Annotated in this window: 14 protein-coding genes and 3 pseudogenes; 10 read left to right on the top strand and 7 right to left on the bottom strand. The window is 55.2% G+C overall.

Annotated elements, in window-relative coordinates; all coding sequences use genetic code 11:
- The first annotated feature begins 328 nt into the window (after positions 1-328).
- Positions 329-604 carry a hypothetical protein gene (locus AC07VF_RS15975; RefSeq protein WP_282372379.1) on the top strand — a complete coding sequence of 92 codons (276 nt, stop codon included), beginning with the start codon at positions 329-331 and terminating at the stop codon, positions 602-604.
- A gap of 251 nt (positions 605-855) precedes the next feature.
- Here the strand turns inward: AC07VF_RS15975 and AC07VF_RS15970 are convergent.
- Positions 856-1,071: pseudogene (locus AC07VF_RS15970) on the bottom strand (tyrosine-type recombinase/integrase); the annotation flags it as partial.
- A gap of 477 nt (positions 1,072-1,548) precedes the next feature.
- Between AC07VF_RS15970 and AC07VF_RS15965 the strand changes: the two are divergent.
- The 3 genes from AC07VF_RS15965 to AC07VF_RS15955 all read left to right on the top strand — a co-directional run bounded on the left by AC07VF_RS15965 (position 1,549) and on the right by AC07VF_RS15955 (position 2,518).
- Complete coding sequence (locus AC07VF_RS15965) at positions 1,549-1,821, top strand: hypothetical protein (protein WP_192175071.1); 273 nt, start codon at positions 1,549-1,551, stop codon at positions 1,819-1,821.
- Positions 1,822-1,919: 98 nt separating this feature from the next.
- Positions 1,920-2,174, top strand: coding sequence for an AbrB/MazE/SpoVT family DNA-binding domain-containing protein (locus AC07VF_RS15960; RefSeq protein WP_192175070.1), 255 nt, complete (start codon positions 1,920-1,922; stop codon positions 2,172-2,174).
- Positions 2,171-2,518 (top strand): type II toxin-antitoxin system ChpB family toxin, encoded by a 348-nt coding sequence (locus AC07VF_RS15955; protein WP_083232973.1) that lies wholly within the window; start codon positions 2,171-2,173, stop codon positions 2,516-2,518. The genes AC07VF_RS15960 and AC07VF_RS15955 overlap by 4 nt, the downstream gene beginning before the upstream one ends.
- Before the next feature lie 427 nt (positions 2,519-2,945).
- On the opposite strand, the gene AC07VF_RS15950 is transcribed toward AC07VF_RS15955, so the two are convergent.
- Positions 2,946-4,973: a TonB-dependent receptor gene (locus tag AC07VF_RS15950; RefSeq protein ID WP_346627954.1), complete on the bottom strand. Its 2,028-nt coding sequence runs from the start codon at positions 4,971-4,973 to the stop codon at positions 2,946-2,948.
- A gap of 402 nt (positions 4,974-5,375) precedes the next feature.
- On the opposite strand from AC07VF_RS15950, the gene AC07VF_RS15945 reads away from it, so the two are divergent.
- Positions 5,376-6,473 (top strand): alpha/beta hydrolase, encoded by a 1,098-nt coding sequence (locus AC07VF_RS15945; RefSeq protein ID WP_346627955.1) that lies wholly within the window; start codon positions 5,376-5,378, stop codon positions 6,471-6,473.
- Positions 6,474-6,550: 77 nt separating this feature from the next.
- Positions 6,551-6,807 (top strand): annotated as a pseudogene (locus tag AC07VF_RS15940) (IS3 family transposase); the annotation flags it as partial.
- A 287-nt stretch (positions 6,808-7,094) separates the two neighbouring features.
- Here the strand turns inward: AC07VF_RS15940 and AC07VF_RS15935 are convergent.
- Both AC07VF_RS15935 and AC07VF_RS15930 read right to left on the bottom strand, forming a co-directional pair.
- Positions 7,095-8,228 (bottom strand): hypothetical protein, encoded by a 1,134-nt coding sequence (locus AC07VF_RS15935; protein ID WP_346627956.1) that lies wholly within the window; start codon positions 8,226-8,228, stop codon positions 7,095-7,097.
- Positions 8,229-9,190: 962 nt separating this feature from the next.
- The gene (locus AC07VF_RS15930; RefSeq protein WP_346627957.1) at positions 9,191-9,583 is read right to left on the bottom strand and encodes a winged helix-turn-helix transcriptional regulator; all 393 of its coding nucleotides are present in this window, start codon (positions 9,581-9,583) and stop codon (positions 9,191-9,193) included.
- Between the two features lie 97 nt (positions 9,584-9,680).
- On the opposite strand from AC07VF_RS15930, the gene AC07VF_RS15925 reads away from it, so the two are divergent.
- The gene (locus tag AC07VF_RS15925; protein ID WP_346627958.1) at positions 9,681-10,406 is read left to right on the top strand and encodes an SDR family NAD(P)-dependent oxidoreductase; all 726 of its coding nucleotides are present in this window, start codon (positions 9,681-9,683) and stop codon (positions 10,404-10,406) included.
- Between the two features lie 299 nt (positions 10,407-10,705).
- Here the strand turns inward: AC07VF_RS15925 and AC07VF_RS15920 are convergent, their stop codons facing one another.
- Both AC07VF_RS15920 and AC07VF_RS15915 read right to left on the bottom strand, forming a co-directional pair.
- Complete coding sequence (locus tag AC07VF_RS15920; RefSeq protein WP_346627959.1) at positions 10,706-11,029, bottom strand: gamma-glutamylcyclotransferase family protein; 324 nt, start codon at positions 11,027-11,029, stop codon at positions 10,706-10,708.
- A gap of 213 nt (positions 11,030-11,242) precedes the next feature.
- Positions 11,243-11,961, bottom strand: a pseudogene (locus tag AC07VF_RS15915) (tyrosine-type recombinase/integrase); the annotation flags it as partial.
- A gap of 364 nt (positions 11,962-12,325) precedes the next feature.
- Here AC07VF_RS15915 and AC07VF_RS15910 point away from each other — a divergent pair.
- From AC07VF_RS15910 to AC07VF_RS15900, 3 genes are all read left to right on the top strand, one after another.
- Positions 12,326-13,309 (top strand): DUF1852 domain-containing protein, encoded by a 984-nt coding sequence (locus tag AC07VF_RS15910; RefSeq protein ID WP_346627960.1) that lies wholly within the window; start codon positions 12,326-12,328, stop codon positions 13,307-13,309.
- Between the two features lie 26 nt (positions 13,310-13,335).
- Complete coding sequence (locus tag AC07VF_RS15905; RefSeq protein WP_346627961.1) at positions 13,336-14,370, top strand: methionine synthase; 1,035 nt, start codon at positions 13,336-13,338, stop codon at positions 14,368-14,370.
- Between the two features lie 157 nt (positions 14,371-14,527).
- Positions 14,528-15,037 carry a flavin reductase family protein gene (locus AC07VF_RS15900; protein ID WP_346627962.1) on the top strand — a complete coding sequence of 170 codons (510 nt, stop codon included), beginning with the start codon at positions 14,528-14,530 and terminating at the stop codon, positions 15,035-15,037.
- Positions 15,038-15,480: 443 nt separating this feature from the next.
- On the opposite strand, the gene AC07VF_RS15895 is transcribed toward AC07VF_RS15900, so the two are convergent.
- Positions 15,481-17,025 (bottom strand): M10 family metallopeptidase C-terminal domain-containing protein, encoded by a 1,545-nt coding sequence (locus tag AC07VF_RS15895; RefSeq protein WP_346627963.1) that lies wholly within the window; start codon positions 17,023-17,025, stop codon positions 15,481-15,483.
- Between the last annotated feature and the right edge of the window lie 132 nt (positions 17,026-17,157).

The following is a 17,157-nucleotide window of genomic DNA, read 5'->3' as shown; positions in this document are numbered from 1 at the left end:
TGAACTTACTGCTGAGATTATTAGTCGACGTTATCGATAATCTAAAGTCCGCTCCTTTTGCTACCCCACATACTGTTGTATCGGATGCCAAATAGAGAGTGCAACCGCCGGATCACTTAGGAAGTGGTTCTTGTGTTCAGCCGCCTCAGCCTGATCGCTAGGCACTTTGCCGTGGATTTGCGGTGTGCGAATGGACCACGTGGTAGCGTATCGGGCCTGATCTGAACGTTTGGCACTACGAGTACTCCGTTCATCAGGTAAAGCGTATGTTGAACTAAGATTGTGCCATGCAGATCAATAGGTTATTGATAACCTAGAGGGCATTTCCATGATCAAGGCACTTCCCTTACCTTTACTCTTCGCATTAGCGCTTGGCTTGCCTGGCTGTGAAAAATCGTCCGAAGACCACACGCAAGATGCCAACAAGCATCAACAAGCGTCTGAGCAGAAACAGGTTGAGGGTAATCCCGGGCAGGCCGCTGATGAGAAGGCTCAGGCTGATAAGGACTATGCTGAGGCTCATGAAGCCCGAGCTTCTGAAGATCGCCATCAGGCCCCATCCTTAGCTGTGCCTGGGTATATCAAAGCTCCAGAAAAAAACTGATCGCGAGGATAATGCTCACCTCCCACGCGCGGGCGTGAGATTAATTTTCCTTGCCGCCGACGCGCCCGATAATTTCTGGAACAGGTGCATCTCAGCGCTGCATCCCTGCGCAGGATGGCGGAGCTGAATGCAGCAAAGTCGCCGAGATGGCGGTGTGTTCGAGACGGTGTGCAGATAAAGCGCATCCCCTCGGGCAGACGCGATTGCCTTTAATGCTAGAGTTCGGTAGGTGTGTTCGCCATCCGCTTACGCCATGGCTGCACCTTGGCGATATCCGCCTCGTGTTCCAAGGCATTGGTGGCTGCCGTTGCGCGCAGCCCGTGTACGAGTCCCGCAACCTCTACCCCTGCAGCTCTGGCGTAGTGCCCTACCACCGCATAGAGGCCGTCGGCGCTGATCCCTGCACCCGTTGCGCGGCCGCGCAGCGGGTGGAAGAGGGGAGCCGTGCTGTCCTGCTGATCATGGCCGCAAACGCATACTGGATCTTGTTGCCATCTGAGCCACCTCGATTGCCTGCTTTCTGTACTGATTCATACGGCAGGAAGTGTCACAGCGGGCTTTAACAGACTGGCGAGCGTTATATGAATGCGGGCCTGCTGGAACCTACCGCAGCGTTCCAGCTCGGCGGCCATCTCCAGATGCCAGTCCCTCATTTATAGTGACCACAGGCTACGAAGCCGAAGTGAGTCATGATCTGCCTGCCGGAGTCGCGTTCCTGCAAAAGCCTTGGAGTTTGGACCAGCTGGTTCAGACAGCTAGGCACATGCTCAAAACGGCCACTGATCTCGGTTAGATATGTCGGGTACTATGTTTAGTTGGTCCCACATCAGGACCCGCCTAGGCGGTTTTTTTGCTGCTTGCTGGACGTAACAAACCTTGGGATTGACGTACCATAAGCCCGCCCTGTTGCTGCGCCCTGGTCCCTTTCCTCCTAGGAGCTGGTTATGCCACCTGCCGATCTCGATTTTCTGGACACCTCGGATCTGCCGCGTGGTTTGAGTGAGCAGGCCTATGCCACCTGGCGCGTGGCCCTGCGCGACCTGTATAGCAGCCAGACCGAGGTTCAGGTCGAATATGGCTATCAGTTCTGTCGCGGTTTTATCCAGGCCCTGCAGGACATGCAGGCAGTCGAACCCGATGTGTACCTATTTCTCGAGGCTCAGGTGCATGGCGTCTGGATCGAGCGCATTTCTGCCCTTAAGGCACGAGGTCACTGACGCGCTTTGGAGTTGGCATTGTAGATACTATGTTTATACAAAAACTTGCGGTTAGTGTTTTTGGTGTCTACAATGTGTATACATTTTAGGGGGCTGTTATGGAAGTCAAAGTGCAGCAGTGGGGCAATAGCGCGGCGATACGCTTGCCTGCAACCGTGCTTAAGCTGATGAATCTGGTTAGTGGCGATGTGTTGAAACTCGATGTATCCGCCGAGGTTATGACGCTCAAGCCTGCGAAGGCCAAGCCGCATTACGCGCTGGCCGAGCTCATGGCGCAGTGTGACTTGAGCGCGCCGGATCCTGCCGAAATGGCAGCGTGGAATGCGATGTCAGCCGTTGGGCGTGAAGCGTGAAGCGAGCCAAATTAAACCGTGGCGATATTGTGCGCTTGAACATGAATCCCACCGCTGGCCGTGAGCAGCAAGGCGATTTTCGTCCGGCGCTGATCATTTCGCCTGCGGCGTTCAACGTGTCGGGCTTGGTCCTGATCGCGCCCATCACCCAAGGCGGGGATTTTGCCCGATATGCCGGCTTTGCCGTGCCACTGAGCGGTTCCGGCACCGAGACGCAAGGTGTGGTGTTGTGTAATCAAATCCGCACCGTTGACCTTGAGGCCCGTGGGGGTAAGCGCGTAGAGGCGGTCCCCGAGGTGGTGATGGACGATGTACTGGCCCGCATTCAAGTGCTGATTGAGTAAAGAAAAAATGATCAAACGCCTGACCAGGCTGCCGGGAACATCGCCCGCCTGGGACTTCAGGCGCTTGCAGAAGGAATCCCCGCTCTTTAGGGCGGGGAGGAAGTCAACAAGACAAGCGAAATCTACGTGCACCATCTGGCACAAGGTCAGAACGCGGTCGAGCACATCAATCAGCTTCACCAAAGCATTCTCAGAGGCGAGCTAAGCTCGGTGGCTGAGCTTGAAGTCAGACAAATGTGTCCTTGGGTTTGCGGGCTGATGCCTTTTAGGGCGAAAAGGCACCTTGCCCACCACCAGCTCCGCGAACAATGGAAACATCTTGAATGCAATCAGACAGAGCTTGAGAGAGTGGCCGTCGCGTGCGGACCATTTCACATGCTGAGCTCAGGTCGCCGATACGTGGTATCGGCGGTTGGGTGAAAGCAGGTTAGAAGTTTGTTCGCAAACCAACTTCGACACTTCTTCCCTGAGCAGGCGCAATATCGCGAAGAATTGAGCTGGCGTACCTCACAGTCTGATTCGTCAAGTTTTCACCATTAACGAATGCCAGCCATTGGCTACCGCCCAGGTCAAATTTGTACCCTGCACTCGCGCCTAAAGTCGTGTAGCCGTCAGTGCCGGATTCATTATCCGGCACGTTGTGCTGCGAGCTCGCATGCTCGACGTCGACCCTGGCCTGCCATTTGTCCAGCTCCCACAGCAGCCCACTGTTCAGTCGCAGGGGGGCGATACGCGGCAAAGCCTCGCCAGTGTCCAGATTCTTAGCACGGGTATAGTCACCGGAAAGCTCCAGCGCAATGTTACCGTAGCGAGTCTCAGCCAGCTTCCAATGATCCTGTGCTTCGAAACCGGCAAATCGAGCACGTACGCCTGAGTAGGTGAATTCCGGGATGCCGTCGGCGTCCTCTTCACCCTCGTCGTTGAGCGATCGGCCGCTACTCAATAGTCCAATGTAATTCGAAAAATGGCTATAAAATACGCCGACGCTGCCCTTGTGGGCGCCATTGTCAAACCGTAGCGCCAAGTCGCTGGACACTGCTTTTTCCTTGGATAAGTCAACGTCACCTACCTCGTAAGTGCCTGTGGCAACGTGTGCACCGTTGGCGTACAGCTCGTAAAACGTTGGCGCACGTTCGGTATAGCCCAGAGTTGCTGCCAATGACCAGACCGGCGTAAGCGTATACACCACGCCTGACGACAAGCTACCAGTAGTAAAACTGCTAGAGCGATCAGCGCTATTAAACCGCATGTTGCCCTTAGCATCCGGATCGACTGTCGTGTGCTCCAGGCGACCGCCCAAGCTCAGCATGAGTCGGTCACTGGATTGCAGTTCTTCGAGAATGAACAGAGCTCCAGCATTGGTATCGGTCTGCGGCACAAATGCTTCGTCACCAAGCGCGGAAAACTCACCGCGCGTCACCTGCGCACCCACCACACCATTAAGCGGTCCTATCGGCTGATGGCGGGCCTCCACCCGAGTCTCATAACCCTTGTTTTTGAAGGTGGTGCCTATCTCGCCGTCTTCAATCTCCATGTGTTTGTAGTCTGTGTACCCTGCGTCTAATTTCACAGATGTGAAGGGACCGGACAGATTGCGGATCTCAGAAGCAAACGCGTAGTGATCTTGCTCCATGCGGATGCGTACGTCCTGCTCGGCAGGCGATCCGTAGTTAGAGTCGTAATTGCTGTAGGACACTCCGGCATAACCGTCATCCCATGTGTAGGAACCACCTACGGCACCACCGTCTTGGCGCCCGTCGCTGTTGCCGAGGCGATGTTTTTCATCGTCTCCCTCTTCGCGGGTCCGTTGATCAGAGGTGCGAGCGTAGCCCGGGATACGCAGGTCATTAAAATTACGAGCATTGGCATCGATGTGCAGCGCAAATTGACCGTTGCCGGCTTCCAGCTTTCCGGCGCTACTACGCGTAGTGTCGGCACCGCCATATCGCAATTCACCGGAACCGTGTATGCCTTCGATGGATTCAACAGGAATGCGGTTGTCCAATGTATTTACCACGCCGCCAATGGCACTGCCGCCATATAACAATGCGGCGGGGCCACGCACGATTTCGATACGATCAACATTGACAGGATCCAGCGGCACCGCATGGTCGTAAGAAAGCGACGACGCATCCAGTGCGCCAACGCCGTTACGCAAGATCCTGATCCGATCGCCGTCCAACCCGCGGATGATTGGCCGACTGGCGCCTGGTCCGAAATAAGACGACGACACGCCTGGTTGATTGTTCAAGGTTTCGCCCAAACTGCCCCTTTGCGCAAGGGTCAGTTTATCTCCGGTGAGGACAGTGCTCGGCGAAGCCAGCTGCTCGTTACCTAGGGGATTCGCGGTAATCACTTGTGGATCTATTTCAATGGCGTAGGCCGGCGATGCAATCAGTAAAGCTGTTGCAAGGGGCGGGAGGCGCCAAAATTGCAATTTGGAGCAGCGAGACATGCAGGTTTCCTTGAGGACAATGAAAAATAGTGGCGATGTTATAACATAACCTTTGAGGTGCAGTTGTTTGGATTGCCGACTAATTGAGGAAGTCATGACCGAGCGCGAGGCTGGCTTATCTCAGCCCACCTGAATCGGTCCGCAATCGGTGATCATTACTGGGCGTGCGGTATGCCCTGGTATGGAAAGCCTGGCATTGGAAGATTAGAAAACGGCAACTAGTGGCCGACCGCGTATTGGGAAAAGTCGGCCAGCAGCGTTGGATTTAGCTCCCTACCGCTGATCCGTATTAACGCTGTCTGCCTTGAACACTAGTTGTTTTCCTCGGACAAAGCGTAGGCGCGGCTTCTGCAGCGCCCGCCGCCACTTCGTGGCCATAGCTGCACCCATCGAGGATTCACCATGCGTTCTTCCCATCCAATACGTTGTGCCCTGGTTGCTGCAGTAACCGCCGTTAGCTTGGCAACCTTGGCCGGTTGCGCTCGCGATCCGGAAAAACCTACTTTGTCGGAATTAGCTGTCAGCTCGACCAAGAGCTTGTTCCGCACTGACAGCGACATGCAGAAAGTGCTCAACGCCCAAGCGGCCTTCGATCCTAAAGCCATTGAAAAAACCACGCCGGACGAAGCCCGTAAGCAGCCTACTGTGGCAGATGGTGTAAAGCAGGTACTGGCCGACCAGAAGCGTGACAGCAGCCCCACAGCACTGGTCCCGGGCGTGACAACCCGTGAGATCACCGTAGGCGGTGCTGCAGGGAACTTGCCAGCAACCGTCTATACCCCTGCTGGTAACGGACCATTCCCGGTAGTACTGTATTTCCACGGCGGCGGTTGGGTGATCGCGGACCGCACCGTGTATGACGGTGGCGCCCGCGGCCTGGCCAAGCAGGCCAATGCTATCGTGGTGTCAGTGGACTACCGTCGCGCGCCTGAATATAAATTCCCGGCAGCCCATCTAGACGCTGTTTCTGCCTACCGCTGGCTCACTACCAATGCGGCTAGCATTGGCGGAGACTCTAAGCGCCTAGCGTTGGCCGGCGAAAGCGCCGGGGGCAATCTGGCGCTCGCCACTGCTGTGGCTGCACGCGATCAGGGCTTGACCTCGCCCAAGAGTGTGATTGCTGTGTACCCAGTGGGACAGACCACGACCAACACTGAGTCGTACTTGAAGTACGCTGACGCCAAGCCACTCAATCGCCCCATGATGCTTTGGTTCGTGGCCAATGTGACCAAGAGCTCTGCCGATCTGAAGGATCCACGTTTGGATCTTGTGCACGCCAACCTTCACGGTCTGCCGCCAGTGACTCTGATCAACGCCGAGATCGACCCGCTGCGTGATGACGGTGCGCAACTGGAGCAGGCGTTGCGAAACCAGGGCGTAAGCGTGGAGCGCAAGCTGTATGACGGCGTGACCCACGAGTTTTTCGGTACCGCTGCGGTGGTGGAAAAGGCTCAGGAAGCACAGGCCTACGCCGGCGCTCGCCTGAAGGCAGCGTTCTAACAAGCCTCTGGCTGCTGCGATGTCAAACCGTAGCAGCCAGTACCTTGGCTTACAGCTGGGTCAAATCGTAGCTCACCCAAGAGCAGCGTCAGCAAGACGATGACCAGCAAGCCTAGATGACCAGTTGAATGAAGAGCGAGACATCTAAAAAAGCCGCCGCCTACTATGCCAAGGCGTGCGGCCGAAGTACGCGTTCATCAAGAAGCACTCAACTGATTACCCGGTACGGCGCCTTTGCCAAACTCTCAGGGTACACCCCAGCGGCTCCTACGCTTGGCTGGGCGAGCCTCAATCTGCCCGACAAAAACGTATCTCTTATGATCGTAAGCTTTTATGTCGCGTTCCATAACGGGGTTTACGTTAAATGCCTGCTTTTATCCGGCGGGTAACTTCGCTGGATCGCAGCAGGCTGTGGCTTCTTAGTGGCCGGTAACCCGAGCGCCTTTGAGCATCTATAGTCCACCGGTTGAATCCACAACCCATAGCGGCTTTTCAGCGCAGGCGAACTATCATTCCAAGGTCGGTCGACACCAAGATTTCTATAAGACCCGACACATGCATTCTTACGAATACGGTAAGCTGTTTCCCGCTATCCCACACAGTTAACGCTTCCTCTGAGGCTCATAAATTCCGTGAAACGAATAGCTTGATCTCTCTGACCCAAACTCCGATGCCTTCTACATCTAGATGAAAACGGAAAGCGAACCATCCATCATCGCCTTCTGGGCTGATCTGGTCGACGCTTATCACTTTACGCACGGCTTTAAGCGGCGTGGAGGGAGCGTTTATCCCCAGCTGTTCTGAGTACGGAATAGATGCCATACGTATAGTTTCGAGCTTTATCAGCTTTGGTAACCAAGGTGAACCGAGAAATTCCGTTGAGTATTCTCGGATCCGGGTTCCGTAAGTCGGAGCATAAAAAACCTCACCTCGGATTGTGGATAAGCAAGTTTTTATCTTTTGCGGAAGAGAGTCTATACCGCTCACTCGCGCCAGTTGGCCATTCAAAATGAAAAGATCATGCTCATCGCTTAAAGCCAAGTCCATCGGAAGGCGGTGCGCATCGATTCGAGGAAAGCTTCCCATGACGCCTACCTTGATCAATGTTCCCTTGTCAGATTTAGACCACGCAGGCGGACAAGATAGCTCACGCCCATCGCCGAGATCGTTGACCAGTACGAATTTGTCATATGCGTCTAGATCACCAAATCGGTCGATGTACTCAATTAGCTGCCATAAATCGCCGATTACGAAGTGATCCAACAAAAACGTCCAAGTTTTTTCCTCTACGGCAACGAGTTCCCCAACAAAGACAATGTAAGGACCTACTGCGATGAAATCAGTGGACTGCGGCGCGGACTTCATCCTTTCCATCTCTAACTTTATAGCATCCTCATGCTCCGTTTTCATTTGATGAAGCAGCGAAGTCGGATATGAAGCAGGATTAACATCGATCAAACGACTATGGGTTTGGCAAAGCCAAATTCCGTTTTCTATACTCGCGCGCTGTTCCTGCGTCATTTCACTATCGTATCGTTCTCCACCTGGCGCAGCTGCTGTTATGTGAGCGGCCACCCCTATACTCACATGCTTATCTGAGGCTTCGTCGCTTGGCCCGGCGGTTGCTATGCCACACTTAGAAAATGAGCATCGATAACCTGCCCTTAAAGCGAGGGCTGTCCTAGTTTTGGAAGCAAAGTCGTCTCGGTTAGGCCTGGTTTTTTTTGAGTCAGCGCCGGGGGAAGCTGCGGTCATTCTGTCCTTGTCCTGTTTGATCGTTCTGAGACATTCCGAAATTAGTCCGGATCGTTCCCAGAGAGCAAGAGGAAAGCGTTGACGGCGCAGAAAGCACGGCAGAAATTGGAATGGCGGCTGTCCGATAGTGAAGCGAACCGAAGTTTGGTGAGCCGCTCAGGAGGACACTTGCTTACCGCAAGCCAGTTGCCTTGCCGTCTGATGGGCGATGAACGAAGTGAGGGACCGCTTCTGGCCGTTAGCAGCCCTTTACGAAGACCACCTCACAATCAGGGCACCAAAGCAATTCAGTGTCCATACATGTTTATCGATCAATACTTGGATGTCGATGTGGGGACCAAGCGCCACTAGCCGCTATCCATTCATTTCCTTTCTTCGTTAGCGTTACTTCCCCGTTTGAACTAGCTAGGTAACCCCAGTCTAGAAGATCCAGTTCCATATCGTTCTTGTGTAGGGCCACCGTTAACCCACCAACTCGACGCAGCTGCTCCGCATGATCAAAATCCAAGCTTGGCGGCTCTGGATTTGGTTTTCTAGGAGTGACGATAGGGGCTGGTGGAACCGCCGCAGCCTGAGTTGGGACTGAATTTTTCCGTGGAAAAAATCTTTTAAAATATCGCAAAAAATCCATTGCTGGCACTCGCTGTTGTTGTCTGTAACTGTATATCGACCTTTCATAAGAAATATTTAATGCCTGATCTTGATGTGCGGGCGCAGGAACGCGTACTCCCCCACCAATCCGGAGCTGCCCCGAGGTGTCAGTGACAAAGTCGTCCTGAACACCTTGGAGTTCCGTTTGCAGCCCCTCGTAACAGGCTAACCGAGGCGGTGAATTGCCCTCTGGTTCTGTAGACGCGAATGAATGACAGCTATTGGCCGATTGCTACCCTTCGTCCTTAGCATCCAAGTCGCAGTGATCGTACTTTGGAAAATGTGCAGAGAAAGCCGCATGCGCTCTGTTGTTAAATTTCCTCTTCCAACACTTCGCTCTTTCTTGATGTGTCGTATACATATTGCGCTCTTTCCAGCGCGGAGCCGTTGGCGAGCGACCAGTTGTAAAGGGCGGCGAATGGTTCGCGAAGCGAGCAGCCTAGATCGGTAATGGTGTACTCGACGCCGATCGGTCGCGTGGGCAGGACTTTGCGACTGATAAGGCCATTGCGCTCCAAGCGCTTCAATGCGTCAGACAAAGCCTTGTGGGTAATGCCTTCAAGCCGGCGCTTGAGATCATTGAACCGCGCTGGCTGCGTGCAAAGCACACTCAGGATCAGCACCGTCCACTTATTAGCGATATGTTCGAGAATAGGCCGCGTCGCGGTCACATCAAGCGGCAGCTCAAGTACGTCTTTAGACATGGGTATACGCCTCGATATCTAAGCACCATCAGGTGCCTTCTTGTGATTAGATATAGGAATGATAGCTTGTTCTTCATCACTAATGATGGGAGGACGTATGAGCACTCTTTCAGGAAAAATTGCGGTTGTGGTCGGTGGCCATGGTGGTATTGGTGGTGCTATCGCAAAGCGGTTCGCGGCGGAAGGCGCCACCGTTTACGCCACAAGTCGTCGCGCCGAAGAGGGGGGCAGCGAGCTTGCGGCCGGCAGGCTGTACGCCCGCCGCGTTGATGCTTCAGATTTGACGGCGCTCGCTGCCTTCTTCGAGGCGGTGAGCAGCGAGGCCGGGCGGGTGGATGTGCTCGTCGTCAACGCCGGTATCTCCGAGTTCGCGACACTAGATGACATCAGCGAGGATCATTTCGACAGGACGTTCGACCTCAACGTGCGTGCGTTGCTTTTTGCCGCCAAGGCTGCAACGGCGATCATGCCGGATGGTGGCTCTATCGTGCTGGTGGGGTCGATCGCCGATACGATCGGCACTAAAGGCTATAGCGTCTATGGGGCGACCAAGGCCGCTGTACGCTCATTCGCGCGCACCTGGGCCAATGAACTGGCTACCCGCAACGTCCGCGTTAACGTCGTGGCACCGGGCCCAACCGACACCGCGATGATGGCGGCGGCGTCCGACGAGGTGCGCGAGACGCTGACGAAGCTGATCCCGCTCGGACGTATGGCGCGAGTAGAGGAAATAGCCTCGGCCGCGCTGTTTCTGGCAAGCGACCAAAGCAGTTACATCACTGGAGCCGAGCTGCCGGTCGACGGCGGCATGGCTCAGGTCTGACCTGAGCCGCCTTTCGAAAGATATGGCCCGGCGATTTCATCCAGATCTCCGACAGTGCGCTACGTCAATGCCGGCGTTCACTAGGGGATTTCAGCCAGCCAATGATGTTAAGGAGAGGTATTTGACGATTTCCTGGCTGTAATCTCCCTTGGTGAAAAAGGATCGCTTTCGACCCAAAGCAGCCGCTCCGACTGAGGGCCTTTGCCATCTGCTACCGCTACCTGCGTGGAACGGAATTTGTGGTAAATCGACGTGAAGTCAAAGCCTATGGCGGTTCATTGCCGCCACAGGGCAAATCCCTAACGCAGGGCATAAACGTAGGCATCAGCCTGGTCACCAGAAAAAAGCGTCACTTGCGTAAGGACACGCTGATACTCCTCACCCTCGAATTCATCCAAATCAGCCCAGTGGTTTTCGAAATTTTCCGAGATAAAGACGTGCCCTTGAATTTCTTTTCCTGTCTCGCTGATCACCAGTCCTGGAAAGCCCATACTGGCACCCCACCCTTCTTGGACGAGCTCTCCTCTGAGACTGGCCGCTTCCCATGTTCCACCAATGTTTTGCATTACATGTTCATTGGGACGGCCTGGGCCAAGAGAGCCATAGACGAAGAGTCGATTCATTTTTAGAGACCTGTGAAGTGAATCACGAACTTTGAAGGATTGATTAGGGCGAAGCAAGCCGAGACATTACCCATGCTTAAAGCCACAGCTGTCGCCGTATTCCTGAAATCTTCGACGGCTTTGGTCGACAGAGCGAGCAGCCATGGGTTGCGTTGCACCATATTCTCGACACCGCGCGAGGGTGAGCTCTTGCGTAGGCTTCAATCCCCTCTATTAATATTTCACCTTGTAGGTCGGTGAATCCTCAGGCCGGTTCTCCCGGCGATCATAAATCTTGGTCGTGCTGATGTTGGCATGACCCAGCCAGGCCTGAAATTTGGCGATGTCGGCTTCATGCTCCAAAGCGTTGGTGGCTGCGATTGTCCTGAGCCCATGGACCCCTAGGCCGTCGACCTTAATCCCGGCCTTTTTCGCGTAGGCCATGACCACGGTATAGATGCCGGTTGGCCGTGATGCCAGCGCCGCTCAGCTTGCCGCGCAACGGGGTGAAATTGGCACCTTCCTGTCGACCAGATGATGCCCCGAGCTTTCCAGGTAAAGATGGATGCGCCCGGCCGCCACCGGGTGCAACGGCAGGTAGCGCACCTTGCCGCCCTTGCCGTGCACTTCAGATGCTGGATCCCGCGGCGTTCCTGAATGTCGCTCACCTGCAGCAGCGCCGCTTCTTCACGGCGCAGCCCGTGATAGAGAAGAACAGCCAGTAGCGCCTGGTCGCGCTGCCCTTTAAGGGTCGTTTCATCCGGGGCTTCGAGCAGCGCCTTGGCCTGGTGATCGCCCAGTGCCGGTGTCTTGCCCTCGTTGCTTTCAATCTTCGGTGGTTTCACTCCATGCGCGGTATTGCCGCCGGCGATCGCATTGCTCTCCAGGAGGTGATCAAAGAGGCTTGCCTGCGCGGTCAACTTGCGGCGCATCGTGGCGCCCGCCAAGCCGCGACATCCATTTCTCTGCTAACGGCTGCTTTGGCTCCAAAGCAGCCGCTCAGGCTCTGGGCCTTTGCTACCTGTTACCTGCGTAGAAAGAAGGGTTTCAGCGATTTCTCGCGACAAATGCAGGTCGAACGCAGGGAGAAAACCTCTCTAGTACCTCCAGCCAAAACCCTGCATCCCATCATGAGCGTGACTAATATTTTTTTGAAATCAATTCGTTTTTGTTCATGTAGTGTCCGCTTTAAACTGCGCCCAGCTCTTCACCAAAGTCAGGCTTATGGCCATCGAGTGAGGAAACAGACTGCGGGCCGAAGCTGAACAAGCCAGAAGCTGATTCAGATTTGCCTGAAAAATTAGGGTGCCAGCTACGATGAACAACGAATTCACATTTGCGATCAAGAGCATTTGTTTTGACGAGAATTACTCCCCATCAAGCAATACGCGGATCACCACCAACTTTGCCAACCTGGCCAGGGGTGAAAGCCGTCAGGAGAATCTGCGCAACACGTTAAAGATGATCGATAACCGCTTCAACGCGCTGGCCCATTGGGACAATCCTACCGGTGATCGTTACACGGTCGAGCTGGACATCATTTCCGCCGAGATGAACATTGAAGCAGGCAGCAGTGAGCATGCCATCCCGCTGATTGAAATTCTTAAAACCACCATTGTTGATCGCCATACCGACGAGCGCATCAGTGGCATCGTGGGGAACAACTTCTCCTCGTACGTGCGGGACTATGATTTCAGCGTGCGTCTGTTGGAGCACAACAAGAACCAAGCCGGTTTCAGCACGCCAGAGGATTTTGGTGATCTGCACGGCAAGCTGTTCAAGTGCTTCGTCAATTCGTCGGCTTACAAGGAGCATTTCGACAAACCGCCGGTGATCTGCCTTAGCGTTTCAAGCACCCGCATATACCACCGCACCGAGGATCAGCACCCAGTATTGGGCTTTGAGTACCAACAGGATGCCTACTCTCTGACCGACGAATACTTCCGGAAAATGGGCATGACCGTGCGTTACTTCATGCCGCCGAACAGTGCTGCGCCGTTGGCGTTTTATTTCTCGGGTGACCTGCTGGCGGACTATTCCAACCTTGAGTTGATTGCCACCATCAGCACCATGGACACGTTCCAGAAGATTTACCGGCCCGAGATCTACAACGCGAACTCGATAGCAGGCAAATCCTATCAACCGAGCCTGAAGCATCAGGACTACTCCTTGACCCGCATCGTGTACGACCGGGAGGAGCGCTGTCGCCTGGCGGTTGAGCAGGGCAAATTTGCCGAAGAGCAGTTCATCAAGCCCTACCAGGCCGTGCTTGAGCAGTGGTCCATTAGTTGCGCCTTTTGATCAATTAAAAAACAAGGCTGTTGTTCATGAAAAAGCTGTTGCCCACTTCCACTGCCGGTAGTTTGCCCAAGCCTTCCTGGCTCGCTCAGCCCGAGACGCTCTGGTCGCCTTGGAAACTGCAAGATGAAGCATTGATCGAAGGCAAGCAGGATGCACTGCGTCTGTCGTTGCAGGAGCAGCAACATGCCGGTATCGATATCGTCAGTGACGGCGAACAAACCCGTCAGCACTTCGTGACGACGTTCATTGAGCACCTTGAAGGTGTCGATTTCGAAAAACGCGAGACCGTTCGAATTCGCGACCGCTATGACGCCAGCGTGCCTACAGTGGTCGGCGCTGTAGCGCGTAAAAAACCGGTGTTTGTCGAAGACGCCAAGTTCCTGCGTTCGCAAACCCAGCAGCCGATTAAATGGGCTCTGCCTGGTCCGATGACAATGATCGACACCCTTTACGACGCTCACTACAAGAGCCGTGAAAAACTGGCGTGGGAATTTGCCAAGATCCTCAACCAGGAGGCTAAGGAGCTGGAGGCTGCCGGGGTCGACATCATCCAATTCGACGAACCGGCCTTCAACGTGTTCTTCAATGAGGTGAACGAATGGGGCGTTGCCACGCTGGAGCGCGCCATCGAAGGCCTGAAGTGCGAAACCGCTGTGCACATTTGCTACGGCTATGGCATCAAGGCCAATACCGATTGGAAAAAGACACTGGGTTCAGAATGGCGCCAGTACGAAGAGGTCTTCCCTAAACTGCAAAAATCCAGCATCGATATCGTCTCGCTGGAATGTCACAACTCCCACGTGCCGATGGACCTGATCGAACTGATTCGCGGCAAGAAGGTGATGGTTGGGGCAATTGACGTGGCAAACCATGCTATCGAAACGCCGGAGGAAGTCGCCAACACACTGCGCAAATCGCTTCAGTTCGTCGATGCTGACAAGCTCTACCCATGCACGAACTGCGGTATGGCACCTTTGCCCCGCCATGTCGCCCGAGGCAAGCTGAACGCATTGAGTGATGGCGCAGAAATCGTTCGCAAAGAACTCCTGAACGCGCGTTAAGCCAGGCTGGAAATTGGCGCGCAGATTAAGGGGCGAACAGATCGCTTTGAGTCGAAGCACTTTGCCCAGCAAAGGAAAGGATTGGAGTTAGCCAACTGATCGGGCTCCTCCATTTCTGCTTAACAGTGTCAGCCGCATTTTCTATATAGGACCCGCTATGCCACTCCCTGAAATTGCCATCGAGCCACTGAGCTTTCGCGAAGCGCTCGGGCACTACGCATCGGGCATCACGGTGATCACTTCACAGGTGGACGGCGAGCCGGTTGGCTTCACCTGCCAGTCGTTCTACAGCGTGTCGATGAGCCCGCCATTGGTGTCATTCAGCGTCATGTGCAGCTCTGCCAGTTACCCAAAGATTCGCCAGGCTGGCCGCTTCGCGGTCAATATCTTGTCGGGTGAGCAAATTCATATTTCCAACCAGTTTGCTCGCCGAGGCACGGACAAGTGGCAAGGAGTCGAGTGGCATGCGTCGCCGCTGGGCAATCCGGTCATTGCCGGAAGCCTGCACTGGCTCGATTGTGAGATTCACGCCGAACACGCCGCTGGTGATCACCTGATTGTGATTGGTGAAGTGAAAGCGTTGAACCTGCAAGAGGTTGCTGCAACTCAGCCATTGCTGTACTTCAAAGGGCAGTACCGCAACTTCGCGGCGCATGCTCCGGCTTGAGCTTATGGAAGCCGTGGAGTTGAGACAGCATGGCTAATGGAGTGGCCTCAGTTCACTCCATTAGCCAGTTGATAGCTCCGCTTAAATGCCGGAAGCCTTGCGTGACGGGAACTGCGCCTGTTCGGCCACCTTGCCAAAGATCAGGTCCAGGCTGGGCTGGCCTAGGTGCCTTACCGCAGGATCTTTGTTAACTCGTAACTTCTGGCTCGCCACCGGCTGAGTACGTGGTGGTGCAATTTGCACCGCTGATTGCGGTTTACTTCAGCTTGGCAGCTACCGCGTTGCTGCATTTCACATGGCGCACGCCAGTAGATGACTGAGCGCGAGTGTCCGCTTCTGGCCGAAAGCGGTCAGGCGCGACCGGCAGCTGTGGTCCAGCACGCACACCGTAGCGGTTGCGTAAGCTAAAGTTGCGTGCTGATAGCCCGGTTGCTCAGGCAGCGTTAGCCCACGTGGTCAATGTCAATAGTGGTGTGGCCAATGAGGACCACCTCTGCCTTATCGGCAACCACCAAATCGGAATTGGTGATCAACTGCGTGTAGTCGAATCCGGCTAGCGTGACCTGGAAAGTGTGCTCATCGGCCCCCGCTTCGCTGCTGCGCAGGTAGGTACGATCAGTGTTTTCATCGTAGGTCATGCGCAAGGTACCGTCACGGCCGTCTCCCAAACCGGTCACGCCGAGCGCAGCGACGTCGAGCTTGTCCTGGCCCCAGATGAAGTCAGTGATCAGGTCGCTGCTGCCGGCATAGCTGTCGGCGCTGCTCGTGAACACGAACCGGTCGTTGCCTGTACCGCCAGTGAGCTTGTCCGCGCCTAACCCACCGGTCAGGACATCGTCGCCGGCGTTACCCTCCAGCGTGTCGTTTCCGGCGCCGCCGGCCAGCGTGTCGTTGCCCCAGTAGCCATACAGGATGTTCGCCTTGTCGTCGCCGGCCAGATTCACTGGTGTAATCGGCTGCGGGGTGGTCACGGCGGTCGCGTCACTGGGCGGGGCGAACAGCACGGTGCTGGCATTGAGCTCACTGACGTGGTTCCCGCTGAGCAGAATTTCGAAGCGGTTGCCGTTGGCATCGGGCTCCAGCGATTTAAGCGCGGTGGTATCGCCGGCCAAGTTGAGGACCACCTTCAGCGTACCATTGTAGCCGTTGCCCAGCCCGGTGAAGCTCAATGCGGACACGTCGATCATGTCATGGCCGCTGCCACTGAAGTCGGTGATTAGGTCGCGGCTGCTGTAGCTGCCACTGGCATCATTACGGTAGCTGTCGCTGAGCCGGGTATACACGAAATTGTCGGCACCTGCTCCGCCGCTCAGGGTATCGCCGCCGGCGCCGCCGAATAGCCGGTCATTGCCCGCACCTGCTTCGACGGTATCGCGGCCAGTGCCGGCCTTCAGGGATTCGCTGGCGTGTGTGCCTTCGAGCAGATCGTTGTGCGAAGTGCCGTTGATCAGCGGCTGGAAGTTGGCATCGGTAATAAGGCCGCTATTGGCCAGAAACTGCACGGCAAAATGTTTGCCATTACCGTCTCGCTCGTAGCTTTCCAAAATGTAAATGCCGCGCAGAGGCTCGCTACGGATGTGCAAGGTATCGCCATAACCATTGCCTAAATGCCTATAGCCCAGAGCCGACACGTCGAGGATATCGTGGGCGGGATCGAAATAGTTGATGGTGTCGGTATACTCGCCTCCGTCCTTGATATAGCTGTCGCCGAGGCGGTCGAAGCGGAATACATCATTACCGGCGCCGCCGTCCATACCGTCGTATCCGGCACTGGAGACCATCACATCGTTGCCCCCCCCGCTGACTAGCTGGTCGTTGCCGCCTCCACCCATCAGTAGTTCATTGGCCAGCCCACCACGTATGTAGTCGTTGCCAGGCGTACCCTGCACGATAAGTTCGATCGCGTTCTTGCTGACCTGGCTACTGGCACTTGTGACCTGTAAATCCGTATAGCTGGTGGCTTTCTTGATGCCTGAAATTTGGGTCATACCTGCTCCTTAGGTGCCGTTGGTTCACAGCGCGTGTGGTGTAACGCTATTAACGCCATTTCGTTGCAGGCCATGGGCCGGTATGGCCCCAAAGCAGCCGTCGGACTCGGACTCGTCTTACGGACTGTGCTA

The organism is Pseudomonas sp. GW821-FHT02H06, from assembly GCF_059421525.1.
This window is presented reverse-complemented; position numbering and strand designations above follow the sequence as displayed.